This window comes from Sphingomonas sp. TDK1 (genome assembly GCF_001650735.1).
Taxonomy (GTDB): domain Bacteria; phylum Pseudomonadota; class Alphaproteobacteria; order Sphingomonadales; family Sphingomonadaceae; genus Sphingomonas.
Map to the genome: position 1 here is coordinate 98992 of NZ_LXVY01000006.1, position 23496 is coordinate 122487.

Consider the following 23496-nt stretch of genomic DNA (forward strand, 5'->3'; position numbering starts at 1 on the left):
TTCGTCTTTCCACGCGAGTCCTCCCCAATGGTTATCGAAGCAAACTATCGTTCATCGCATCAGTTTGTCCAACAATTAGCTGGGCCGAAATCGCGTAATATTTGTCCAAACCTTTGCGCAGTCAGCTTTCCTATTGCGCGCGGGGTGTGCCTTTCGGCGATGTGGGAAGGAGGAAATACGCGGACAATATCGAGCAACGAAACCGCAGGCTCGGCATTTTCTGCAAACCGCTCGCATTAGCGTTGACTCTGCGAGGCGCTCGCAATAGCAGGTGCGTAACAATTATCGGGGGTTCCTACGTTGCGTCCTTCCTCTTCTGCACCTGTTTCGAATCGCGTTCCTGCCTTTCTGGCGCTGGCTTGCGTCGGCTTTGTCGCCACCGCGCCCGCGCATGCGGATACCGACCGCAAGGATTCCGCCAGTGACGATCAGGACCGGATCATCGTCAATGGTCAGCACAAGGACGAGATGGTCGGCCCGAAGGCGATCGCGCCGGTGGTCAATACGCCGCGATCGGTCGTGGTGCTCTCGCGCGAGGTGATCGAGCAGACGGGCTCGACCAGCCTGGCCGATGCGCTGCGCACCGTGCCCGGCATCACCTTCGGCGCGGCCGAGGGCGGCAACCCGATCGGCGACCGGCCTTTCATTCGCGGCTTCGACAGCCAGGGCTCGACCTTCCTCGACGGGGTGCGCGATATCGGCGCGCAGACCCGCGAGGTGTTCGCGACCGAGCAGGTGCAGATCGTGCGCGGTTCGGATTCGACGCTGGGCGGCCGTGGCAGCGCAGGCGGATCGATCAACATCATCTCCAAGCTGCCGGTGGCGGGCAATTTCATCGCCGGAACCGCGAGCGCGGGTACCGCGGACTTCAAGCGCTTCACCCTGGACGTGAATCGGCAGGTTGCCGACAAGGTGGGCGTCCGCATCGCCGCCTTATGGCACGACCAGGATGTCGCCGGGCGCGACTCGGTATGGCAGCGTCGCTGGGGCGTGGCGCCGTCCGTGACGATCGGCTTGGGCACCGATACCCGGTTGACCGCCTCCTATTACTATCTCGAGAGCCATGAGCTTCCCGACAGCGGCATTCCGTATGCCTACACGCTGGCGAATGCGCCGGGGACAGGCACCATCGTCAGCCAGCCGGTCGTCGGCGACTTCACCACCATTGCCGGGGTGAAGGGGCGTGTCGACCGCGACAACTTCTACGGCATTGCCGCGCGTGACTTCCGCGACGCCAAGACGCACCAGGCGACGCTGCGCGCCGAGCATGATTTCGGCGGCATCACGCTGCGCAACACGTCGCGCTTCAGCCATACCTACCAGGCCTATATCTTCACCCTGCCCGACGACAGCCAGGGCAATGTGTATGGAACCTCGGCCACCCCGGCGACGGGCGCGGCGGCGGCACGCGGCGACGTGCTGACCGGCGGCCTTGTCTGGCAGCGTGCCAACACCCGCTATGGCTATACCGAGGCGCTCACCAATCAGACCGATCTGTACGGCACGTTCGAGACCGGATCCGTGAAGCACAGCTTCTCGACCGGCGTCGAAGTGAGCTGGGAAAAGGCGCGGCGCGGTACCTTCGTGGTATCGAGCGGCTTCGGCGCGAGCCCCCGCTGCAACGCCGCGACGATCGCGCGCTTCTATTGCACCAGCCTGTTCAACCCCGTGCAACAGCCCTGGGTGAACTATGCCAGCGACACGTCGACCGTGCAGACGCCGATCGTGAAGGGCGCCTCGATCACCGAGACGCAGAATGATGCGAGCACGGTTGCGGTCTATGGCTTCGACTCGATCACGCTGCTGCCGCAGCTGATCCTCAACGTCGGTGCGCGCTACGATCGCTTCAAGTCGACGGTGACGCCGGGCCAGGCGGCAACCGCGACCGGCACCTTCCGCCTCGGCAAGACCAACAACCTGTTCAACTGGCAGGCGGGCCTGGTGTTCAAGCCGACCCATAACACCAGCCTCTACGCCAGCTACGCCACCGCCGCGACGCCGCCGAACAGCCTGGTGGGCGAGGGGCAGGAGGGCAATTCGCTCGGCACCACCGTCAGCGCCGCCGCGGTGCTGGACAGCCTGAAGGTAGAGAAGACCAAATCCTACGAGGTCGGCGCCAAGGCCAATCTGTTTAACGAGCAGCTGTCGCTGACCGCCGCCGCATTCCAGACCGACACCGACAATGCCCGCGTGACCGGTCCGAACAACACCATCGAATTCATCGGCAAGCGCCGCATCCGCGGCGTGGAACTGAATTTCAACGGCAATGTCACCAGCTGGCTGACGGTGTTCGGCGGCTATACCCATCTTGATCCGAAGATCGTCGATGGCGGCTCGACGGCGCTTACCGCGGCCGCGATCACGCAGGTCGTGAACGGCAATACCGTCACGATCCAGGGCGCGAAGACGGTACTGGTGCCGTCGGTGAATACCGGCCGCCAGGCGCAGCAGACGGTGCGCGACAGCTTCACGCTGTGGGCCGATGTGAAGCCGACCAGCAAGTTCAGCTTCGGCGGGGGCGCCTTCTACGCCAGCACCATGATCGGCGGCTATCAGGACAACCGCGCCGCCACGCAGAACGCAGCGGGCGTGGTGACCGTAACCCCGGCGAGCAAGGTCATCGTCCGTTCGGTCCCCTCCTATTGGCGCTTCGATGCACGGCTGGCCTATCAGTTCACCCCGCAGATCGGCGTGAGCGCCAACATCCAGAACCTTACCGACAAGACCTATTTCACCCAGGCCTATACCTCGCACTATGCGACCATCGCGCCGGGGCGTTCCGCCTTCGCGACGCTCAACGTGAAGTTCTGATGCGCGTCGCGCTCGACGACCTCACCGCCGACGACATCGCCGCCCGCCTCTCCGGTTCGCCGGAAGCGCGGGCGGCGCTCATTCGAGACGGCGCCGAAGCGGGGGTGCCGGAGGCGCAGGCGGTGTGGGCGCAGATGCTGCTCGATCAGGGTCCGGCGACGGAGGCATTCGAATGGTTCGCACGTGCCGCCCGCGCCGGCCACCTGATGGCGCTCAACATGCTCGGCCGTTGCTATGACCTTGGCTGGGGCGTGGGCGTGGACAAGGTGCGCGCCGCCGAATGCTTCCGCGTTGCCGCCGAGCGCGGGCTCGACTGGGGCATGTATAATTACGCGACGGCGCTGGCGCTTGGCGAGGGCTTGACCGAGGACAAGGCCGCCGCGCTCGCCTGGTTCGAAAAGGCCGCGGCGACGGGCAATGCCAAGGCGATCAACTATGTCGGCAGCTTCCACGAGGATGGCTGGGTGGTGCCGCAGGACATGGCCAAGGCAGCGGAATGCTATGCCCGCGCGGCCGAGGGCGGCGATTTCCGCGGCGCGTTCAACCATGCCCGCATGCTGGCGGGCGATGGGCTGCTGGAGACGGCCGCCCACTGGTTGACGCGCTGTCGCGAGACCGCGACCCCGGCCTTTGTGCAAAAGGCCCGCGACTGGCTCCGCCGCTCGCCCTGGCCCGAACTGGAGACCCATCTTTGCTGATACCGATCCCCGACCTGCTGACCGCAGACGAAGTCGCGGCAGTGCGCGGCATCATCGATGCGGCGGCATGGGTCGACGGCAACGTCACCTCGGGCGCGCAGTCCGCGCTCGCCAAGCGCAACGAGCAGCTGCCAGAGGGCGGCGAGGCGCACCGCAAGGCGGGCGCGATCATCCTCGACGCGCTGGCGCGATCGCCGCTGTTCGTGGCCGCCGCGCTGCCGCTCAAGGTGTTTCCGCCGCTGTTCAATCGCTATGCCGGCGGGCAGGCGTTCGGCACCCATGTCGACAATGCGATCCGCATCCAGCGCGGCAGCGACTTCCGCATCCGCTCCGACCTTTCGATGACCGTGTTTCTCGAGCCGCCCGAAGCCTATGACGGCGGCGAGCTTCGCATCGAGGGCCTGTTCGGCGAACAGAGCGTCAAGCTGCCGGCGGGCCATGCGATCCTCTACCCCTCCTCAAGCCTGCACCGGGTGGAGCCGGTGACGCGCGGGGCCAGGACGTCGAGCTTCTTCTGGCTCCAGTCGATGGTGCGCGAGGATGGCGAGCGGCGCATCCTGTTCGACCTGGATCGCTCGATTCAGGCGCTGGCCGGTGAAGTCGGGCAGGGCCATGCCGAGGTGGTGGCGCTGACCGGGGTATACCACAATCTGCTGCGACGCTGGGCGGACGCATAGGCGCCGCATCTGCGTTGCAGTCCGGACGGACGGGCGCGTACAACAGCGGCATGTCCGTTCAGGGAAGCTGCCATTGCCCGGCTTGCGGATGCGGCACCCATTAGGCAAGTCCCGGAGAAGCCTTCGGGAAGATGGGGATCAATGCGCCCTTGCTCGACGGCTTTGACCAAGTGCCCGTCGAGGTCCGGAGGTTCGACAACGCCGGATCGGCGTTCCATCGCGCACGGCCTGAACACCAGTTGCTATCAGCCGGCAACGACTTGGCGAGCGGACACGTTCTGCCGCCATGCCAGCCGATCCCGCGCACACCGCCACCGTCGTCACCAGCCGCGCGATTCGCGCCGGGCATGAGGAGGACTTCGAGCGCTGGGCAGTGGCGCTCAACGCGCTGGCCGATGCCGCGCCCGGCTACCGCGCGGCCATCCGGCTCGGCCAGACGGCGGGCTTCCAGCATCTGCTTTTCCGCTTCGACGATCGTGCCAGCGCCGAGGCATGGCACGAAAGCAGCGATGTGCGGGCGCATGTCGCCATCGCCGATGGCTGGTCGACGGCGCTGCGCCAGGTCCAGTCCGGCGACCATATCGCCTTCGACCTGCCGAGCGATGCCAGTGCGAGCAAGTGGAAGCGCTTCGTGACCACCTGGCTGACGGTCTTTCCCGTGTTGCTGCTGGTAAGCCTGGGCGTGCGCACGGTGTTGAAGGATGTGCCCCTGCCGCTTCAGCTGCTGCCCTCGTCGCTGCTGCTGACCGCGACGCTGCAATGGATCATTCTGCCGCGGCTGCAACGATATACCCGCTTCTGGTTGCTGCAGGACAGGTCCGGCCGGCTCCAGACCTGAGCGCTGCGGATCGCCGCGGATCGTGCTACCAGGGGCCGCCATAGCTTGGGGGAAGGCCAATGACCGCTACGCCGCTCGCGATCCGCCGTTCGGACCTGTGGACGCGGCTGTTCCCGATCGCGGTGCTGTTTCTCGCGGGATGGGCCGTGCGGACACCCCTGGCGCGCGCGCACCCGCTGATTGCCGGGCTGCTTTTCCTGTGGATCGCGAGCGACAGCCGGCTGTTGTCGCTGATCGCAACGGCGCCGCGCCGCCGTCCCGCACCGCGCCAGATCGTCGCGGGGCTGGCGCTGGCAGTATTCGCCGCGCTCATCGCCACGCCGCCTGCCGTCCGGAGCGCGCTGCTGAGCCTGCCGATGCTCGCCGGCGGGATGGCGATCTTGCTGGCCGTTCATCTCTGCTGGGGGGCCTCCGTCGCATGGATGCGCTTCCGGACGGCTGCCGACGCACGCTGGGTTGCAGCCTTGTCCGAACTGTTGCCGCCGCCGCTCGTCCGGGTGGCTGCCGCCGAACTTCGCTGGCTCCATCTCGGCTTGTTTCGGTGGGGCGCAGCGCCGGACGTTCCCGCCGGTTGCCAGAGCTTCGCCTATCACCGGCATCTGACGCCGATGGCTGTGACGCTGCTGGCGTTGCAGGCGATCGAGATTGCGGTCCACCATCTGCTGCTCGCGCACTGGAGCGCGCGCGCGGCCTATATCCTGTTCGTGCTGAGTGACGTCGGGCTGATCTACATGATCGCGCTGATCAAGTCGTTCCGCCTGTGCCCGGTGCTATTGACGCCCGAGGGCGCTCGGGTGCGCGCCGGGCTGCTGGTTGACCAGTTCGTGCCCTATGCGGCGATCGTGAGTCTCGAGACCAGCTTCGACTCCGCGCTGGTGAAGGACAAGGCGACGCTCAACGCCGGGCTGCTCGGCTGGCCGAACCTGGTGCTCCGGCTGCACGATCCGCTGCCGGGGCGGCGCCCCCGCACTGCGATCGCCTTCCGGCTCGACGATCCGGAGCCGTTCGTTCGCGCACTCCGCTGGCGGCTGGAAAGCAGGCCCTAATCCTCCCCCGCCAGGGGGAGGTGGGCCGCGTCAGCGGCTCGGAGGGGGCGGAAGCACGACGGTCCAAGAGGTTCTGGTATCCTCCCCCTCCGTCGCGCTTTGCGCGCCACCTTCCCCTGGCGGGGGAGGATAGGCCTGATTACGCCCGGCCGACCACGCTTTCCGGCAGGTCCTTGCCGAACACGCGCTGGTAATATTCCGCTACCTGCGCCCGCTCGGCCTCGTCACACTTGTTGAGGAACGACAGGCGGAAGGCGAAGCCCACATCGCCGAAGATCAGCGCATTCTGCGCCCAGGTGATCACGGTGCGCGGGCTCATCACCGTCGAGATGTCGCCGTTGATGAAGCCGCGGCGGGTGAGCTCGGCCACGCGGACCATGTTCTCCACCGTCTCCTTGCCGCCCGGCTTGTCATATTCGCCGGACTTGGCGAGCACGATCCGCGCCTCGGTGGCGGCGGGCAGATAGTTGAGCGTGACGACGATGTTCCAGCGGTCCATCTGGCCCTGGTTGATCTGCTGCGTGCCGTGATACAGGCCGCTGGTGTCGCCCAGGCCGACCGTATTGGCGGTGGCGAACAGGCGGAACCAGGGGCTCGGGCGGATCACCCGGTTCTGGTCGAGCAGGGTCAGCTTGCCCTCGGTCTCCAGCACGCGCTGGATCACGAACATCACGTCCGGGCGGCCCGCATCATACTCGTCGAACACCAAAGCCGTCGGGGTCTGCAGCGCCCAGGGCAGCAGGCCCTCGCGGAATTCGGTGATCTGCTGGCCATCCTTCAGGACGATCGCGTCGCGACCGATCAGGTCGATACGGCTGATATGCGCATCGAGGTTGATCCGGATGCAGGGCCAGTTGAGCCGCGCCGCGACCTGCTCGATGTGGCTCGACTTGCCGGTGCCGTGATAGCCCTGGATCATCACGCGGCGATTGTGCGCGAAGCCCGCCAGCACCGCGAGCGTGGTGTCCGGATCGAACACATAGGCGGGATCCAGATCGGGCACGCGCTCGTCCGCCTCGCTGAACGCGGGGACTTCCATGTCGCTGTCGATCCCGAACAGGTCGCGCACCTTCACCATCTTGTCGGGTGCGTCGAGGATCGTGGAGTCCCGGCTGTCGGGCAGGGTGTTGGGGATGTCGGCCATATCAAATCCTTCAGTCGCACCGGACCTAGTGGCTTGTTTGCCGCACTGCAACCGCATGTCCTTAGGGGATGGCTTCAGGCGCCGATCTTGGTCGGCAGCAGGAACAGCGTCGCGAAGTCCGCGGCGCGGGCGGTGTCGCCCTCCACCGCGAATCGCCCCTCGGCCAGCGCCATCGCGAGCGGCATCGCGCCGAACAACACCGGCAGGAAGTCATTGGGTTCGCCGACGAACACCGCCTCGGCATCGGCGAGCGTGCCGCGGTCGATCGCCAGCGTACCTTCGCCCACGGTGACGCGATACGTTTCCTCGCCCAGCCGAAAGCCGATGCGGCCCGCCCAGCCACTGGCCTTGTCGGGCAACAGCATCATGCGCAGCGCCAGCATCAGCGAGACGCGCGAGAAGGGAAGCGCGGGATCGTGTCGCGGCGAGCGCAGGGCCCATCGACCCATCGCCATCACCACCGGTTCGGCTGCATAGCCCCAGGGGGTGAGCGCATAAACCTGCACGCTGGCTGGCGGCGGCAGCTTCTCGCGCACGAGGATGCCATCGGCCTCCAGCCCGGCCAGCCGCTGGGTAAGCACATTGGCGCTGAGGCCCGGCAACCCCGCGCGAATCTCGCCGAAGCGGCGGGGGCCGAGGAGTAGTTCGCGGATGACCAGCAGCGCCCAGCGCTCGCCGACGAACTCCAGGGCGAGGGCGGTGCCGCAGGCATCGTCATAGCGACGTTTCGGCGTGGTTATAGTTTCTAACTTCACGGTTGTTTTTTAGGATCGGGCGCGGCACGAATCAAGCAGGGCGCGACTCGAACGCCGTGCTGAAACGGGAGAGACAGCGATGCCGAACCGGGTGTTCGTGAACCTGCCAGTGACCGGTGCGCCGCGCGCGACGGCCTTCTACGAAGCGATCGGCCGCACCTTCATCGAGCCCGACGCCCATATTTTCGAGCCGCTCCACATGGGCATGCCCGCTGCCGCGATGGCGCAGGCGGAACCGGCCTGAACCGAAAGGAGATCGACCATGTCGTTCCAGGCCTATCTCGACAACATCCAGGCCAAGACCGGGCGCAGCCCCGACGATTTCCGCACCTACGCGGCGGAGAAGGGCTGGGCCGATTCGTCCGGCCTGCGCGCTGGCGTGAAGGCGGGGGCGATTGTCGCCGATCTCAAGGAACAGTTTGGGCTGGGGCACGGCCACGCAATGGCGATTGTCGCGCTGCTCAAGGGCGTGAAGCGGGAAGGCGAAGCGTAAGCGGAGGGAGTCGGGTACATGACCTATCTCGACGGATATGTGATCCCGGTGCCTCAGGCGAAGAAGGACGAGTATCGTGCGCTGTCCGAAGTGACGGCGGACCTCTTCCTCAAGTTCGGGGCAACGCGGGTGATGGAGACCTGGAGCGAGGACGTGCCGCACGGCACCGCCACCGACTTCTACCGCGCGACGCTGGCGGAGGACGGCGAAGCGGTGGTGTTCGCCTGGGTGCTGTGGCCCGACAAGCCGACGCGCGATGCCGGCTGGGGCAAGCTGATGGAAGCGCCTGAAATGCAGGGACGGACGATGCCGTTCGACGGCAAGCGCATGTTCTGGGGCGGATTCGAGCCGATCGTCGATCGCGGCGACGGCTGAACAGGGAGAGCGACATGACGAACCGGCAAGGCGAGGTCATCTGGTACGAGCTGATGACGCAGGACGCGGATCGCGCCGCGGCCTTCTACGGGGCGGTGATAGGCTGGCAGGTCGGCGCGGCGATGCCGGGCGGCCCGGACTATCGCATGATCGCGGCGCCGGACGGCAATGCCGGCGGCATGCTGCAGCTCGACGATGCGATGCGCGCGGCGGGCGCGAGCCCGACCTGGCTGGCCTATTTCGGGGTCGACGATGTCGATGCGAGCCTCGCCGCGATCGTCGACGCTGGCGGTACGGTGCTGGTGCCCGCCTGGGATGCGGCAGGCGTGGGGCGGATCGCGATGCTCACCGATCCGCAGGGCATTCCCTTCTACGTGATGCGTGGCGCGACCGAAGGGGCGACCAGCACCGTCTATCAGCGCCACGGCCTTGGGCATGTCGGCTGGAACGAACTCCTGACGCCGGATGCGGAGGGTGCGCTCGGCTTCTATCACCGCCATTTCGGCCTCACCCGGATGGGCGGCATGCCGATGGGGGAACTGGGCGAGTATAGCTTCATCGGGCATGACGGCGGCGAGCCGATCGGCGCGATCATGCCGGTGCCGGCGGGGGCGAAGCCGGGCTGGGGGTTCTATTTCCGGGTCGACGACGTGGACCATGCGAAGGGCCGGGTCGAGGCGGCAGGCGGAACGGTTCTCAACGGGCCGATGGATGTGCCGGGCGGCGAGCGGGTGCTGCAGGCGGTCGATCCGGACGGCGCGGTTTTCGGTCTGGTAAGCGGTCAGGAGGCGGCGGCGTGAGCGATGCACTGGAACTGTTTGTCGAGCGCCTGATCGATGCCCCCGTCGATGCCTGCTGGCGCGCCTTCACCGATCATTTCGAGGAATGGTGGTGCCCGCGCCCCTGGACCACCGAACGGATCGAGCAGGATCTACGCCCGGGCGGGCGCAGCGCGATGATCATGCGCGGCCCGAACGGCGAGGAGCAGCGGCTGGAGGGGGTGATTCTGGAAGTGGTACCCGGCCGCCGGGTCGTGTCCACCGACGCCTTCCGGGCCGGATGGATCCCGCAGGCGCCATTCATGGTCGGCACCTGGTCGTTCGAGCCCGAGGGGCAGCGCACCCGCTACCGCGCCAGCGCGCGGCACTGGTCCCAGGAGAGCTGCGAAAAGCACCGCGCGATGGGCTTTGAGCAGGGCTGGTCCGTGGTGGCCGAACAGCTGGAAGCGGTCGCGCGCCGGCTGTCAGCGGAGGCCAACGCTTGACCGTACGTGGCCTTCACGCGAAGGCCGCCGACCCCTTCAGCTGCTGATATGCCGCGATCACGCGCTGCAGCCGCGCCTCGTGGCTGCGGTCGCCGCCGTTGCGATCGGGATGGAACTTGCGCACCAGCTCCGAATAGCGCTTGCGCAGTGCGGTCCGGTCGCAGTCGATCTCCAGGTCCAGCACTTTCAGCGCATCGCGATCGGCGCCCGACAGCGGGCGGCCGTCCTTGCGCTCGCCGCGATCCTTCATCCGGTCGCGGAAGCGCGCGCCGATCGCGTCGAGCGGGTCGGCAAAATCGGCCCAGCGTGGCGGCACGTCGGGATTGGCGCTGAACGCGCGCGTCTCGCGCTCCCAGCCGGCAATCGGGCGCTGCGCTTCGTGGATCTCGTCCGGGCTCATGCCGGCGAAGAAATTATATCCCGAGTTGAACGCGCGGACATGGTCAAGGCACAGCCAGCGGAACGGCGGCGGCCCATCAAATGCGCTGCGCGGCCCCTCCAGCGGCGGCGCGCGGAACTCGCCTGCGGCGGTGCATCCCGGCTCGGCGCATACTCTCCCCTCCGCTTCCACACGGCCGTGGAAACGGGCATTCGGACGATCCTTCTTCGGCGGACGGCTAGCCACGCGACTCCCTCGAGCAAACCGCCTATATAGGCGCGATGACCGACCTCGCTACCGGCCCTCTGGCCGATCTTATCGCCGATCGCCTGCGCACCGCGCTCGCCCCGTCGCACCTCCATGTCAGCAACGACAGCGCCCAGCATCGCGGGCATCTGGGCGACGACGGCACGGGCGAAAGCCACTTCACCGTCACGATCGAAAGCCCCGAGTTCGCCGGGCTCAACCGGGTCGCCCGCCAGCGCAAGGTGAACCACGCGCTTGCCGACCTGCTCGCCACCCGCATCCACGCGCTGGCGATCAAGGCGACCGCACCGGGCGAATGAGCACGGATCGTGTCGCGCGCCCGGCGGCGCGGATCCTGCTGCTGGACGGCGCGGGTCGGATATTGCTGTTTCGCTTCGATCCCAGCGACCGGCCGCCCTTCTGGTGCACGCCGGGCGGCGCGGTCGATCCGGGCGAAAGCTATGAAGACGCCGCGCGTCGCGAGCTGTGGGAAGAGACCGGCATCACGGCGGATCCCGGTGCGGAAGTCGCGCAGCGGATCGTCGAGTTCATAACGATCGAGGGCGTGCCGGTCTGGGCGGACGAGCGCTATTTCCTGGTCCGCACCGAGGCGGAGGCCATCGACACCGCCGGCCATACCGCGCTGGAGCAGCGGGTGATGCGCGGCTGGCGCTGGTTCACCCGCGAAGAGATCGCCGTGCAGGACGAGCCGATCTTCCCCGAGGACCTGCTGGAGATGCTGGCAGTCCTGAGAGCCTGAGCGGTGCCCGCCGCGCCCGAAACGGGCGCGGCGGGCACAGCCTCACTCCCGCCCGCCTACTCCCGCCCGAGCAGCACGCGGGCCTGGCCTGCGATCTGCGCGAGCATCGCGGCGTTCGGCACCGCCGACTGACGGGCGCGCCGAACCAGCGCGCTGAACTGGTCGACGCGGGCGCGGTGCTCGGCGAGCCATGCGTCCACCGTCGCCTGCGGATCCTGGCCCTCGACGCGGCCGAGAAAGTCCAGGCGGAGCTGCTGGAAGTCGCGGGCGAGGCCGGCGATCAGCAAGCGCTCCCACACATCGCCGGTGGTGATCCGTGCCGCGGTCGCCTGCGCCCAGTCCAGGCCCAGCGCCTGGCCGAGCGAGGTGAAGGCGCGGGTGAGCACCAGTTCGTCGATGCCGCGCCGATGGCCGAGATCGGCCAGGCCGATGCAGCCGTCGAGCTCGAACACGTGCACGACCCGATCCACCAGTTCCCGCGGGGCGCCGGCCGCGGTGAGCTTGCTGCAGATCCGATCGGCCTGGGCGCGCACTTCGGTGAGCATCAGACTCTTGGTCTCGCGACCCAGCGCTTCGATGCCGGGCTTCAGCCGCGCGATCACCTCGGCAGGGCTGGCGCCGGGGCGGGTGATGCGCAGCAGATCGGCGATCTGGCCGCGCACCGCCACCGCCAGCTCGTCGAGCAGCGCGACGCGGGCGCCTTCGCTGATCTCGGCGGTTTCCACGGCTTCCCACAGCGCGGGCAGGCCGAGCAGTCGTTCGGCGACGACGAACATCGCCGCGATGTCGCGCATCGCCGCGCCTTCTTCCTCGGCGAGCTCGAACGGGTGGAGCACGCCCAGGCGGTTTACCACGCGGTTGGCAAGCTTGGTCGCGACGATTTCGTTGCGCAGGCGATGTTCGTCGATCGCCTTGCCGAACCGCTCCTGCATCGCCTTCGGGAAGGCGGCATGAAGGTCGCCGACCAGCGCCGGATCATGGCCGAGGTCGCCCCTTTCAATCGCGTCCTGCAATGCCAGCTTCGCCGAGGCGAGCAGCACTGCCAGCTCGGGCCGCGTGAGACCGCGGCCTTCCTGTGCGCGGCGCAGCAGATCCTCGTTGGAGCCTAGGCCTTCGACATTGCGATCCAGCCGACCGCTCGCCTCGAGAATCTCGATCACTCGTACATAGCTCGGCAAATCGAGCGCGCCGTCATTCTCCATGAAGGAGAGCGCTAGTGTCTGGAGGCGGTTATCCTCCAGCACCAGATGCGACACGTCGTCGGTCATCGACACGAGGAGCGCGTTGCGGTCCTCGAAGCCGAGCCGGCCTTCGATCATCTCGCGGTTGAGCGCGATCTTGATGTTGACCTCGTTGTCCGAGCAGTCGACGCCGGCCGAATTGTCGATGAAGTCGGTGTTGAGGCGGCCGCCGTTGCGGGCGAACGCGATGCGCGCCGCCTGCGTCACGCCCAGGTTCGCGCCTTCGCCCACCACCTGCGCGCGCACCTGCTCGGCATTGATGCGGATGCGGTCGTTGGCGGGGTCGCCCACCTCGCCGTTGCTCTCGCTCGCCGCCTTCAGATAGGTGCCGATGCCGCCGAACCACAGCAGCCCGACGCGCGCCTTGAGGATCGCGATCATCAGGCCGTTGGGATCGATGCTGTCGACATCAAGGTCGAGCAGCGCCTTTACCTGCGGGCTGAGCGGGATCGACTTTTCGGTGCGCGGGAACACGCCGCCGCCCTCGGAGATGAGGTCGGGGTTGTAATCCGCCCAGCTCGAGCGCGGCAGCGCGAACATGCGCGCCCGCTCCTCCCAGCTCTTCGCCGCATCCGGATTGGGATCGAGGAAGATGTGGCGATGGTCGAACGCGGCAACCAGCTTGATCGCCTTGGACAGCAGCATGCCGTTGCCGAACACGTCGCCCGACATGTCGCCCACGCCCGCCACGGTCACTGGTTCGGACTGGATGTCGGTGCCCATCTCCAGGAAGTGGCGGCGAACCGAGACCCACGCGCCCTTGGCGGTGATGCCCATCGCCTTGTGGTCGTAACCGACGCTACCGCCGGAGGCGAACGCGTCGCCCAGCCAGAAATTGCGCTCGATCGCCAGCGAGTTGGCGACGTCCGAGAAGGTCGCCGTGCCCTTGTCCGCCGCGACGACGAAATAGGGGTCGTTGCCGTCGAGGACGGTCACGCCTTCAGGATGGACGACATCGCCGGCGACGATGTTGTCGGTGATCGACAGCAGCGCGCGGATGAAGATGCGGTAGCTCTCGGTCCCTTCCGCCAGCCAGGCGTCGCGGTCGATGGCAGGCGAGGGGAGATGCTTCGGATAGAAGCCGCCCTTGGCGCCGGTCGGCACGATGACGGCATTCTTCACGCGCTGCGCCTTCATCAGGCCCAGGATCTCGGTGCGGAAGTCGTCGCGGCGATCGGACCAGCGCAGGCCGCCACGGGCGACCGGGCCGGCGCGCAGGTGGATGCCCTCGACGCGCGGGCTGTACACCCAGATTTCGCGCCAGGGGAGCGGAGCGGGGAGGCCCGGCACCTTGGCCGAATCGAGCTTGAAGGCCAGCGCCTCGGTTCCGGCGGGCGCGAACGCGTTGGTACGCAGCGTGGCCAGCACCACGCCCTTGAACAGGCGCAGGATGCGATCATCGTCGATCGCGCTGACCTGGGCGAGGCCGAGGTCGATCGCGCGCTCGGCATCTGCGATCGCTTCAGCATCGCCGCCGCGGGCGGGGTCGTGCGCGGCTTCGAACCGCTCGACTAGCGCGGTGGCGACCAGCGGCGCGCGGCGCAGCGCGTCGACCACGGTGCCCAGCCCGTAGAGCATGCCGGTCTGGCGCAGATAGCGGAACCAGGCGCGCAGCAGCACCACCGCCGCCGGGCTGAGGCCCGCCTCGACGATGAGCCGGTTGAACAGGTCGTTCTCCGCCTGCCCCTGCAGCACTGCAGCCACCGCGGCCTCGACGATCGCCGGGTCCTGGTCCAGCATGTCGCTGTGCGTCGCCGGCTCGACCTTGAAGTCGTGGATGAAAGCGCCGTTGGTCAGCTCGGTCGGCACTTCCTCGAGCACGCGGAAGCCGAAATTCTCGAACGCGGGGACCGCGTCGGACAGCGCCAGTGCCCCGCCCAGGCGGTACAGCTTGATCCGGTATTTGCCGGGCTCTCCCTGCAGCGGCACGATCCGCACCGAACGGGCATGCTCGTCCTCGAGCCCCCCGATCCGCACCATGTCCTGTGCGGCTTCCTCGGGCGTGTGGGTGAGGCGGTAGACATCGGGGAAGGCGTTGGCGAGGCGCAGCGACAGGCGCGCGGCGCCGCTGCCGGCGATCTCGCTCAAGCAGGCTTCCACCGCCGGTGCCCAACCGCGCACCATGCGGGCGATGCGCGCGTCGAGCTCGTCCTCGTCCGGCATCGTCGTGTCGCCGCGCAGATCGAGCGTGTAGCGCAGCTGCGCCAGCACGCCGTCCTCCAGCGCGATCGACCAGTTGATCATCTTGGCATGTGCGGCCTCGACCAGCATGTTGCCGATCGTCTCGCGGTGGCCGGCGGCAACCTGCTCGCGCGGCAGCCAGACAAAGGCGAACAGGTGACGGCCCAGCGTGCTGCGCACCAGCACCAGCTTCGAGCGCGGCCGATCCGCGACCGACATCGCGGTGAGCACCAGGCTCTCCAGCGCTTCCAGATCGAAGGCGGTGGTCAGATCGTGCGGCAGGCCGGTGAGGGCATGCGTCATCGCCTTGCCGGTATGGCCCGAGGGATCGAAGCCGAACTTCGATTCGAGCATCTCCAGCCGGCCGCGCAGCATCGGCACCATTGCGGGAGGCGTATTGAGCGCCTGGCTGGTCCACAGCCCGTAATGGATCGACAGGCCGGTGACTTCCTGCCCGGTCATCAGCGGCGTGACGACGATGTCGAGCGGCACGCGGCGATGGACGGAGGAGGTGGCGTTGGACTTGAGGAGCAGCGGGATCTCGCCGCCCATTTCGAAATAGTCGACGGCGAGCTTGCGCGAGGTGTCGGCGAGCAGCGGCACTTCATGGGTGTAGCGGGCAAGGCCGATCTGGTCGCTGCTCTCGCCGCCGACCGACCATTTCTCATGCCCGAGCAGCGTCATCGCGTCGTCGGCGAACCAGCGGAGCAGCGCCTCGCCCTCGCGCGAAGGAACCCGCGCGCCGTCGATCGACAGCGCCTGCTGGAGCGGTCGCCAGTCCGAGACGACGTCGCGGACATGCTCGAGCACGCGCTCGATCTCGCTGGTCAGCGCGCGGCGGGTACGGGCGTCGGCGCGCTCCATCTCGATGTAGATCATCGATTCGGGCTGCGAATCCTTCGCCTTCTCGCCGATATCGGTCACCACGCCCTTGGCGTCGCGCTCGACCGGCAGAATCGGGTGAATGATGCGGAAGATGCTCAGGTCGAACGAAGCGATCGCCGCCGCGATCGAGTCGACCAGGAACGGCATGTCGTCGTTGATCACGGCGAGCCGCATCTTGCGGCTGGCATCGTCCTGATAGGTTTCGAGATTGAGCCTTACGGTCTGCGGCGGGCGTTCCGCTGCCGTTTCCGCGACGAACCGCGCTACTTCCGTGCGCTCGGTATCGTCCAGTCCTTCCAGCTCTCCGGGTAGCGCGCCTTCGAAGATACGTTCCTCAAAGGCCTGCATGATCTTTTTTTCGAGGTTCTTCATGGATCCGGCTATGCTCCCGGTAAAAGGTCACCTCAAGTCTGGAAAATCCGGTAGGAAAGGCGCAGAAGCGCCCTCCGCCGCGCTGTGACTCCCGCATGACTCGGGCGGCGCGGCCTCAGGCGGCCGCGCGCCGAACGGCCCGGTCGGTCAACTGGGCGTCGTCTTCCAGCTTGGCGATGATGTCGAGGCCCTGGTCGCTTGCGCGGGCCAGGAGCAGCACGAATTCCGCATCGCCGGCCTGCATCGCCACACGTGCCAGCGGCGCGCGCGTACGCAGCGTCTCCGTGGCTCTGGCGAGCGCGGCTGGGCGACGATCGCCTGCCTGCGCGGCGCGCAGTTCGCGCTCGGCATTCACCACGCCCTTGATGCCGCCCGGGGTGATTTCAAGAAACGCGTCGAGCCCGCCGCTCGGCACCGCAAGGCGTTTGGCATGGGTGAGCACTGTCGCGAACTCGGCGAGCCGCGTCTTGTCGTAATCGGCGCCGAAGACCAGCTTGACCACCGGCGTCATCGGCGCGCGCGCCTGGGCGGCGATCCCTGCCTCGGCCAGCAGGGCGGCATAGCTTTCGCCGTCGCGCTCCGCCGCCAGCGCGAAGCCATAAGCGCGATCCAGCGCGCGGTAGAGTGCGGCGCGGCCCCGAAGGTCGGAGGCGCGCGCGGCTGCCGCCGATTCGCGGGCGAGCATCAGCTGGTCGGCGAGCGGCGACGCCATTTCGGTGTGCGGCAGGTCGCCGGTGGCGGGCGCTTCCAGCCCCGCGCTCGGGCCATCGGCCCAGATCGACTGAGTCGGCGCAGCAGGCGGCGCGGCCCGGCGCGATGCTTCGACCTCGGCATCCAGTCGGGCCTGCATCTCGGCGTCGACGACTTCCTTCCAGTTGATCACGCCGTAGATGAAGTCGATCTTCTCGGGGTCTGATGCGAACGGCATCAGGATGCCGCGGTAGAACATCTGGTGCCCGCGCTGGCCGACGAACTCGGCCTCGAAGCCGATCGGGGCGCGATTGGCGATGATCTGGAGATAATGGTCGGTAAGCCGCGACAGCAGCGAACGGCTCGGCACTTCGCCCACATGGGCGATCGGCCCTTCGATGCCGCATTCTTCCCGGAGCGCGGTGCCCAGATAGCGGATCGCCGGATTCTCGATGCCGGCCGTGAAATCGAGCAGCACGCTGTTGGGGCCGAAATCGGCGATGTTTTCGGGGTCGAGATCCTGGATGGCGGGATAGGGGCGCCCGCGCAGCAGCGCGACCCAGTGATTATAGGCGCGCACATGCATGCGACGCTCGTCGCCGCCGATCGCAACGGGGCGCTCGTCGATCGCCTCGTCCTGCGCGGGCTCGGGGTCGGTCGGACGATTGATGCCGCGAGCCATGTTCATGCGGATGCTCCACTGCGGGCGAGGCCCGAAAACGCTGATCCGGCGCCTTGTGCAGGGTCCATGGTAAATGCTGCGTAAAAGGGCGCTACGGAAAAGCCGCGGGATGCTGGAGGCCGGAAGAAAGTTCGCGGTCGCGCAAGGAGGTGCTTGCCAGCGCCGATAACGACTGGTAAGCGCGCCCTCCTCCGGGCAGACCAGCGCCCGGCAGCACCGTGTGCCGCTTTAGCTCAGCTGGTAGAGCATCGCATTCGTAATGCGGGGGTCACAGGTTCGAGTCCTGTAAGCGGCACCAGTACATCTAGAGAACATCGCTAGAAAACCCCAGAAAACTGCGATAAAATGGGCCTGACGCGGTCCCATATTTTCTCATTATGTTCCGCTGTGGCCCACTCAAAAGGGGCCACGAATCATGGGGCCACGAACGCTTCAGGAGCCGTGGCCCCATGCTTACCGTGGTCCAGATTCGAGCGCTTCAGCCGGCACCCCGGCCCTTCAAGGTTTTCGACTCCGACGGGCTCTATCTGCTCGTTCAACCCAGCGGCGCCCTGCTCTGGCGGTTCCGCTATCGCTGCTGCGGGATCGAGCGGAAGCTGTCGCTCGGCAGCTTCCCCGACGTATCGCTCCAGCAGGCGCGGCGGGCGCGGGACTTGGCGAAGGCCGAGCTCGACGACGGGATCGATCCGGTTGAGGAGAAGCGGCAGAAGCGCCTCCAAGCGGAATTGGCGGCGAAGACCACCTTCGAGGTCGTCGCGAAGGAGTATATCGAAAAGATGGAGCGGGAGGGGAAGTCGGCGGCCACCCTCAAGAAGGCGCACTGGTTTCTGGAACTGCTAGCGGGCATCGCCCGGCGGCCTATCGCGGCGATAACCCCGCACGAAATGCTCGACGTGCTGAAGCGGGTCGAGCGCCGAGGGCATCATGAAACGGCGGTGCGGCTGCGCTCCTTCGCAGGCCGCGTGTTCCGCTATGGCTTCGCAACGCTACGCACCGAAAAGAACCCGGCGGACATTCTCCGGGGGGCGCTGACCGTACCTCGTGTGAAGCACCACGCCGCGATCGTTGAACCGAAGAAGGTCGGGGAACTGCTTCGCGCGATCGAAGACTATCAGGGGCGCCCCGAAACGCTCTACGCGCTGCGGATCGCACCGCACGTGTTCCTCCGGCCGGGTGAGCTCCGGCAGGCGAAATGGAGCGAGATCGACTTCGCCGAGAAGGTGTGGCGCGTGCCCGCAGAGCGCATGAAGATGAAGCAGCCGCACGCTGTGCCGCTATCCCGGCAGGTGCTGTATCTGCTTCAGGATCTGCGGTCGCTTGCCCGCTCAAGCGAATTCCTGTTTCCCGCGCTGCACACGACGTTGCGTCCGATCTCCGACAACACGTTGAATGTCGCACTTCGGCGCCTGGGCTTTGAGCATGACGAAATGACCAGCCACGGCTTCCGGGCCATGGCGAGCACGCTGCTCAATGAATCCGGCCTTTGGCACCCCGATGCGATCGAGCGTGCGTTGGCCCATGGCGAACGGGATCGCGTCCGAGCAGCCTATCATCGTGGCGCGCATTGGGAGGAACGCGTTCGCATGGCGCAGTGGTGGTCGGACTATCTCGACCAACTGCGGGTAGGGGGCACGGTAATCAAGGCTAAATTCAAGAAGCGCGGTTGAAGTCGGCCTAATCGGTTGCAGGAATCGAACGGATCACAATGCGCTCATCAACACAAGTACTTACCGCGCTGCAGCAAAAACGGGGCCCCAGGGGTCAGGCCCCACTCCCCTTTTCGTAAATCGGGTTCGAAGCACAAACGTGATCGGGTTGGGCAACTACGAACGTCGGAGATGTGCCATGATCGCTCGGCAGCCTCGACCAGAATGCGTCGTTTGGCGATAGGCCTGGCAACGGCAGCGTCTCTATCGCGGCCTGAGTCAACAGGAACACGCCACTCTCCGCCGTCGCGAGTGCGCCAGTCATGACGGATAGGCAAGCGACGAAGCCCGACGCGCTTCGGTCAACGTGCGCGCGTGCATCGAGGCAGCGCGCGTGCATTTTGGTGGGCTGGATCTGACCGATGATACGGCGAAGTTTAGGTTTTTATCCATCGCGTCAGCGGATCTTAAGTATTTTTTTGCTTTGTGCCTGGGAAGTATTTTTCCTATATGCATGGTAAATTATTTGCGGGACACTGCTTCTGTATTAGACTGGGAAGCGAATTTTATAACGCAGAGGCGATGACGTAGCCGCCAACACTGATCACGACGGCAGCGAATCCACGTTCTAACAGTCCCTTCCTGGCGCCGAGCATTTTGCCCAGCGATATTCCTGCCAGCGTCCCGCCAACCCCGCCCATGATCAGCACCGCCGTTACGCTCCAGTCGACCAGACCGGACAGGGCGTAGGAGGTCGCCGTCGTGAGACCGAGCGCGCTCACCACGACCAGCGATGTGCCGATCGCGAAGGGGAGGGGCATGGCCGTCGCGAGGATCAGCCCGGGCACGATCAGAAATCCGCCGCCGATCCCGAAGAAGCCAGCCGCCAGCCCGACGGCGAGGCCAATCGGTACAAGCCGGGGCAGCAGCGTCGCGGCGCTGCTGCGGGTGAGGCGGACGTCGGGAGCCTCGGTTGCGCGGCGCTTGCGTAGCATGGACAGGCCGACGCCGATCATCAGCAGCCCGAACAGGACAAGCAGCCGCTTGCCGTCGAACGCCTTGCCGAGTTCTGCGCCCAATGCCGCGCCGATCATGCCCGAGACTGCGAAGACGCCGGCGCATCGCCATTTCACGCGTCCGGCCCGGGCATGGCCGAGAAGGCTAGCGAGCGCGTTGACCGTGACGGCAACCGCAGCGGTGCCGATCGCGGCGTGCGGCGATCCGACGCCGACGACGTAGACCAGCAGGGGTACGGCGAGGATCGATCCTCCCCCGCCGACCAGGCCGAGGACCAGACCGATCACGCCTCCGGAGGCGAGCGTGGCGAGAAGCGTGGCGGTGTCCATTCTCGCCTCAAGCGCCTGCGCGCCGATTCCAAGGCATCAACCGCAACAGGTTTGCCATCCCGCACCAGCCGGTACTGCCGGCGAACATCAGCCCTGCGCCGATAAAGGCCGACAGGCCGATAAATCCCGGGGCGACGAAGAGGCTGAGCAGCACTCCGGCCAGCACCAGCGCGCCTGCCGTGATTTGCACCTGGCGCATGATCTCGATCGGTTGCGAAGGGTCGGCGATCACGGGATGGCCTGCCGTCCGCCATGCATCGATGCCGCCTGCGAGGACATAGGACGGGGCGTCTCCTGCCGCCGCGCGGAGCTGTGCCACATTCGTTGCGGTGCGCATGCCGGACCGGCAGTGGAAGATGACCTGGCGCCCGTCGCGGGGCAGCTCGCCGATCCGCTCGAGCGGAAGGTGCAACGCACCGGGGATGCGCGCGCGGGCATGCTCGTCGGCGCCGCGAATGTCGACCAGTCGCGCGCCGGCCTCGATCGCGGCGCGGGTGTCGGCGGGGGAAAGGGGTGCAAGCGTCATCGCATCAATCCTTGCAGTAGAGCTGGTACAGGGTGGCGAGCAGCGTTTCGACGCGCGGGTCGGCGATGGCGTACCAGAGCGTCTGGCTTTCGCGCCGATAGGCAACGAGGCCCTCGTCGCGCATCTTGGCAAGGTGCTGCGAACAGGCAGATTGCGACAGCCCCACCTCGCGGGCGAGATCGCCGACCGTCCTCTCGCCCTGCTCGACGAGCTTGCACAGCAGCATCAGTCGCCGTGCGTTGCCGATCGCCTTCAGCGTGTCGGCAACCAGGCCGGCCTTTGTCTCGAAGGTTGCCAGGTCCATCGGCGGTTTGAGCATCATGTGAACTCCATTAGCGCTTGCTTATGTAGCATCCTCTAATATATTAGCAAGTGCTAACGGAGGAAATCATGGCGCAGCCCTGCATCGAAGCGTTCTTCGACGATGCCACCAACACGATCAGCTACCTCGCCGGCGATCCCGCCACGCGCGTTGCCGCGGTGATCGATCCCGTGCTCGACTTCGATCCGGCGAGCGGCATCGCCGATACGCGTTCGGCCGAGGCGATCCTTGCCTTCGCACGTGATCATGGCTGGCGGATCGCCATGGTGCTGGAGACGCATGCCCATGCCGATCATCTGTCGGCCGCGCCATTTCTCGCAGCGCAGACCGGGGCCTGGGTCGGGATCGGCGTGCATATTCGCGACGTGCAGAAGATCTTCCGTCCGGTTTTTGCGATGGACGATCTGAAGACCGACGGGTCGGATTTCGACCGGCTGTTCGAGGACGGTGATCGTTTCGCAATCGGCACGCTGGCGGTGGAGGTGCTACACGTGCCCGGCCATACGCCCGCCGATCTGGCCTACCGGATCGGCGATGCCGTCTTCGTCGGCGACACGCTGTTCATGCCGGATTATGGCACCGCGCGCGCCGACTTCCCTGGCGGCGATGCGCGCACGCTGTACCGCTCGATCCGTCGCCTGCTCGCGCTTCCCGACGCCACGCGGCTGTTTCTGTGCCACGACTACAAGGCGCCCGGGCGCGACGACTATCGCTGGGAGACGACGGTTGGCGAACAGCGCCAATCGAGCGTCCATATCCATGACGGTGTAAGCGAAGACGCGTTCGTGGCGATGCGCGAGCAGCGCGATGCCGGGCTGCCGGTGCCCAAGCTGTTGCTGCCCTCGATCCAGGTCAACATCCGCGCCGGGCATTTCCACCAGGCCGAGGCAAATGGCGTCACCTATCTGCGCATCCCGGTGAAGTGGAGGACGAAGGAAGGCCCGCCTGCTTAAGTATCGTCTGAGGGGACGACCTCGATGATCGTGTCACCGGGCTGGAGCGACCGTGCCTCGGCTTGCCAGAAGCCGTAACGCTGGCCGCCGCGATACAGGCGCAGGCCTGCGCCGGTGGTGATGGCGGACAGCGGCGACCCGATCTCGCTCGCGGCCACCGCGCGTTCACGGAGCGAGACGGCGCCGTGGAGCCCGGCCAGGTCCATCATATACTCGGCTAGGTGCGGGCCGGTGGTCGATCCCGCCAGCAAGAGGCCGGCGAAGCTCGCCGGATTGATTACGGTGGTGGCGCCGGCCTGCACGGCCAAAGCTTCATTGTCTTCCGATCGGATGACGACGCTGATCGGAAGCGCGGGGGCCAGGCGTCGCGCGGTCAGCACGATCAGGATGGACGTGTCGTCGCGCCCCGCCGCGACGATCATGGCGCTGGCCTTGGCAACCTTCACGGCGTCCAGCGTGGCGTTGCGGCTGGCATCGCCTTCCAACACCATCACGCCTTCGGCCTCGGCGCGGGCCACCGCGTCGGCATGCGGATCGATCACCACGATGGCATCGTGCGGCTTGCCCCGGCGGAGCAGTTCGGCCACCGCCTCCGTGCCGCTCGTTCCATGGCCCGCGACGATGACGTGGCCATTCAGATCGCGCTGCAGGTTTCGCATTCGCCACTTCTCCCAGACCCCGCGCAGCACGAAATCATAGGCCGTGCCGAGAAAAATCAGCCAGACGAACAGCCGCACCGGGGTGACGACGAACGTATCGAACATCCGCGCGCGGTCCGTTACCGGCACGATGTCGCCATAGCCCACCGTCGTCACGGTGATCATCGTGAAATAGACGACGTCGACGAAACTGACCTTGCCGTCGGTGTTGTCGCGCAGCCCGTCCCGATCCAACCAGTGGCCGGCAAGTGCGACCCCGATCAGCGCAAGTGCCAGTGCCATCCGCCAGCCCAGCGACACCCAGGCGGGCGTACGCCCACGATGGCGCAGGACGGGCGCTTCTCCGATCCATCGACGAGGATTGCGCCGGGCCATCGGTCGGGGGTTTAGCGTGATGCCGGACGCGGAAGCAACCGCAGCGCTGCGGTGCTTTTTCGACTGTTACGGAACATTGCTGCCGAGGAATCGCTTGGGGTCTGAACCTGTTGCCTTCGCAGGCCGAACGGT

23 protein-coding genes and 1 tRNA gene are annotated in these 23496 nt (G+C 66.7%); 15 read left to right on the plus strand and 9 right to left on the minus strand.

Annotation, left to right across the window (positions count from 1 at the left end; translation table 11 throughout):
* Positions 1-300: 300 nt before the first annotated feature.
* From A7X12_RS07270 to A7X12_RS07290, 5 genes are all read left to right on the plus strand, one after another.
* Positions 301-2811, plus strand: coding sequence for a TonB-dependent receptor (locus tag A7X12_RS07270; RefSeq protein ID WP_064310992.1), 2511 nt, complete (start codon positions 301-303; stop codon positions 2809-2811).
* Complete coding sequence (locus tag A7X12_RS07275) at positions 2811-3509, plus strand: tetratricopeptide repeat protein (protein WP_064310993.1); 699 nt, start codon at positions 2811-2813, stop codon at positions 3507-3509. Before A7X12_RS07270 ends, A7X12_RS07275 begins: the two co-directional genes overlap by 1 nt.
* Positions 3503-4186 (plus strand): Fe2+-dependent dioxygenase, encoded by a 684-nt coding sequence (locus A7X12_RS07280; RefSeq protein WP_064310994.1) that lies wholly within the window; start codon positions 3503-3505, stop codon positions 4184-4186. The genes A7X12_RS07275 and A7X12_RS07280 overlap by 7 nt, the downstream gene beginning before the upstream one ends.
* A 286-nt stretch (positions 4187-4472) precedes the next feature.
* Positions 4473-5024, plus strand: coding sequence for a hypothetical protein (locus A7X12_RS25435; protein WP_064310995.1), 552 nt, complete (start codon positions 4473-4475; stop codon positions 5022-5024).
* A gap of 59 nt (positions 5025-5083) precedes the next feature.
* The gene (locus tag A7X12_RS07290; protein WP_064310996.1) at positions 5084-6070 is read left to right on the plus strand and encodes a hypothetical protein; all 987 of its coding nucleotides are present in this window, start codon (positions 5084-5086) and stop codon (positions 6068-6070) included.
* A 139-nt stretch (positions 6071-6209) separates the two neighbouring features.
* On the opposite strand, the gene cobS is transcribed toward A7X12_RS07290, so the two are convergent.
* Positions 6210-7214, minus strand: a complete 1005-nt coding sequence (gene cobS / locus A7X12_RS07295; protein WP_064310997.1) for a cobaltochelatase subunit CobS — start codon at positions 7212-7214, stop codon at positions 6210-6212.
* 74 nt (positions 7215-7288) lie between these two features.
* Positions 7289-7969, minus strand: a complete 681-nt coding sequence (locus tag A7X12_RS07300; protein ID WP_064310998.1) for a winged helix-turn-helix transcriptional regulator — start codon at positions 7967-7969, stop codon at positions 7289-7291.
* A gap of 79 nt (positions 7970-8048) precedes the next feature.
* Between A7X12_RS07300 and A7X12_RS25905 the strand changes: the two genes are divergently transcribed.
* From A7X12_RS25905 to A7X12_RS07320, 5 genes are read left to right on the plus strand one after another with little or no spacing between them, the layout of a single operon-like run.
* The gene (locus A7X12_RS25905) at positions 8049-8213 is read left to right on the plus strand and encodes a hypothetical protein (protein ID WP_198161947.1); all 165 of its coding nucleotides are present in this window, start codon (positions 8049-8051) and stop codon (positions 8211-8213) included.
* An 18-nt stretch (positions 8214-8231) separates the two neighbouring features.
* On the plus strand, positions 8232-8462 hold the full coding sequence (locus tag A7X12_RS07305) for a DUF4287 domain-containing protein (protein ID WP_064310999.1): 231 nt from the start codon (positions 8232-8234) through the stop codon (positions 8460-8462).
* Positions 8463-8480: 18 nt separating this feature from the next.
* A complete protein-coding gene (locus tag A7X12_RS07310) occupies positions 8481-8837 on the plus strand; it encodes a DUF1428 domain-containing protein (RefSeq protein WP_064311000.1) in 357 nt (118 codons plus the stop codon).
* Between the two features lie 14 nt (positions 8838-8851).
* On the plus strand, positions 8852-9637 hold the full coding sequence (locus tag A7X12_RS07315) for a VOC family protein (protein WP_064311001.1): 786 nt from the start codon (positions 8852-8854) through the stop codon (positions 9635-9637).
* Positions 9634-10101 (plus strand): SRPBCC family protein, encoded by a 468-nt coding sequence (locus A7X12_RS07320; protein WP_064311002.1) that lies wholly within the window; start codon positions 9634-9636, stop codon positions 10099-10101. The genes A7X12_RS07315 and A7X12_RS07320 overlap by 4 nt, the downstream gene beginning before the upstream one ends.
* Positions 10102-10114: 13 nt before the next feature.
* Here A7X12_RS07320 and A7X12_RS07325 read toward each other — a convergent pair whose 3' ends face one another.
* Positions 10115-10726, minus strand: coding sequence for a J domain-containing protein (locus A7X12_RS07325; protein ID WP_064311003.1), 612 nt, complete (start codon positions 10724-10726; stop codon positions 10115-10117).
* A gap of 35 nt (positions 10727-10761) precedes the next feature.
* Between A7X12_RS07325 and A7X12_RS07330 the strand changes: the two genes are divergently transcribed.
* The gene (locus A7X12_RS07330) at positions 10762-11046 is read left to right on the plus strand and encodes a BolA family protein (RefSeq protein ID WP_064311004.1); all 285 of its coding nucleotides are present in this window, start codon (positions 10762-10764) and stop codon (positions 11044-11046) included.
* A complete protein-coding gene (locus tag A7X12_RS07335; protein ID WP_064311005.1) occupies positions 11043-11486 on the plus strand; it encodes an NUDIX hydrolase in 444 nt (147 codons plus the stop codon). The genes A7X12_RS07330 and A7X12_RS07335 overlap by 4 nt, the downstream gene beginning before the upstream one ends.
* A gap of 56 nt (positions 11487-11542) precedes the next feature.
* On the opposite strand, the gene A7X12_RS07340 is transcribed toward A7X12_RS07335, so the two are convergent.
* Positions 11543-16165, minus strand: a complete 4623-nt coding sequence (locus A7X12_RS07340) for an NAD-glutamate dehydrogenase (RefSeq protein WP_064311006.1) — start codon at positions 16163-16165, stop codon at positions 11543-11545.
* Positions 16166-16280: 115 nt separating this feature from the next.
* Positions 16281-17543 carry a PAS domain-containing protein gene (locus A7X12_RS07345; protein WP_064311007.1) on the minus strand — a complete coding sequence of 421 codons (1263 nt, stop codon included), beginning with the start codon at positions 17541-17543 and terminating at the stop codon, positions 16281-16283.
* A 216-nt stretch (positions 17544-17759) separates the two neighbouring features.
* Between A7X12_RS07345 and A7X12_RS07350 the strand changes: the two genes are divergently transcribed.
* Both A7X12_RS07350 and A7X12_RS07355 read left to right on the plus strand, forming a co-directional pair.
* Positions 17760-17835, plus strand: a tRNA-Thr gene (locus A7X12_RS07350).
* A 151-nt stretch (positions 17836-17986) separates the two neighbouring features.
* The gene (locus A7X12_RS07355) at positions 17987-19204 is read left to right on the plus strand and encodes a tyrosine-type recombinase/integrase (protein ID WP_064311008.1); all 1218 of its coding nucleotides are present in this window, start codon (positions 17987-17989) and stop codon (positions 19202-19204) included.
* A gap of 545 nt (positions 19205-19749) precedes the next feature.
* Here A7X12_RS07355 and A7X12_RS07360 read toward each other — a convergent pair.
* The 3 genes from A7X12_RS07360 to A7X12_RS07370 are packed head-to-tail and all read right to left on the minus strand — an operon-like array spanning position 19750 to position 21377.
* The gene (locus A7X12_RS07360; RefSeq protein WP_064311009.1) at positions 19750-20529 is read right to left on the minus strand and encodes a sulfite exporter TauE/SafE family protein; all 780 of its coding nucleotides are present in this window, start codon (positions 20527-20529) and stop codon (positions 19750-19752) included.
* Positions 20530-20536: 7 nt separating this feature from the next.
* Positions 20537-21055 carry a rhodanese family protein gene (locus tag A7X12_RS07365; RefSeq protein ID WP_064311010.1) on the minus strand — a complete coding sequence of 173 codons (519 nt, stop codon included), beginning with the start codon at positions 21053-21055 and terminating at the stop codon, positions 20537-20539.
* 4 nt (positions 21056-21059) lie between these two features.
* A complete protein-coding gene (locus tag A7X12_RS07370) occupies positions 21060-21377 on the minus strand; it encodes an ArsR/SmtB family transcription factor (protein ID WP_064311011.1) in 318 nt (105 codons plus the stop codon).
* A gap of 68 nt (positions 21378-21445) precedes the next feature.
* Here A7X12_RS07370 and A7X12_RS07375 point away from each other — a divergent pair, with 68 nt between their 5' ends.
* Positions 21446-22330, plus strand: a complete 885-nt coding sequence (locus A7X12_RS07375; RefSeq protein ID WP_064311012.1) for an MBL fold metallo-hydrolase — start codon at positions 21446-21448, stop codon at positions 22328-22330.
* Here A7X12_RS07375 and A7X12_RS07380 read toward each other — a convergent pair.
* Positions 22327-23364, minus strand: a complete 1038-nt coding sequence (locus A7X12_RS07380) for a potassium channel family protein (RefSeq protein ID WP_064311013.1) — start codon at positions 23362-23364, stop codon at positions 22327-22329. The two genes, A7X12_RS07375 and A7X12_RS07380, sit on opposite strands and share 4 nt — an antisense overlap.
* Positions 23365-23496: the final 132 nt, after the last annotated feature.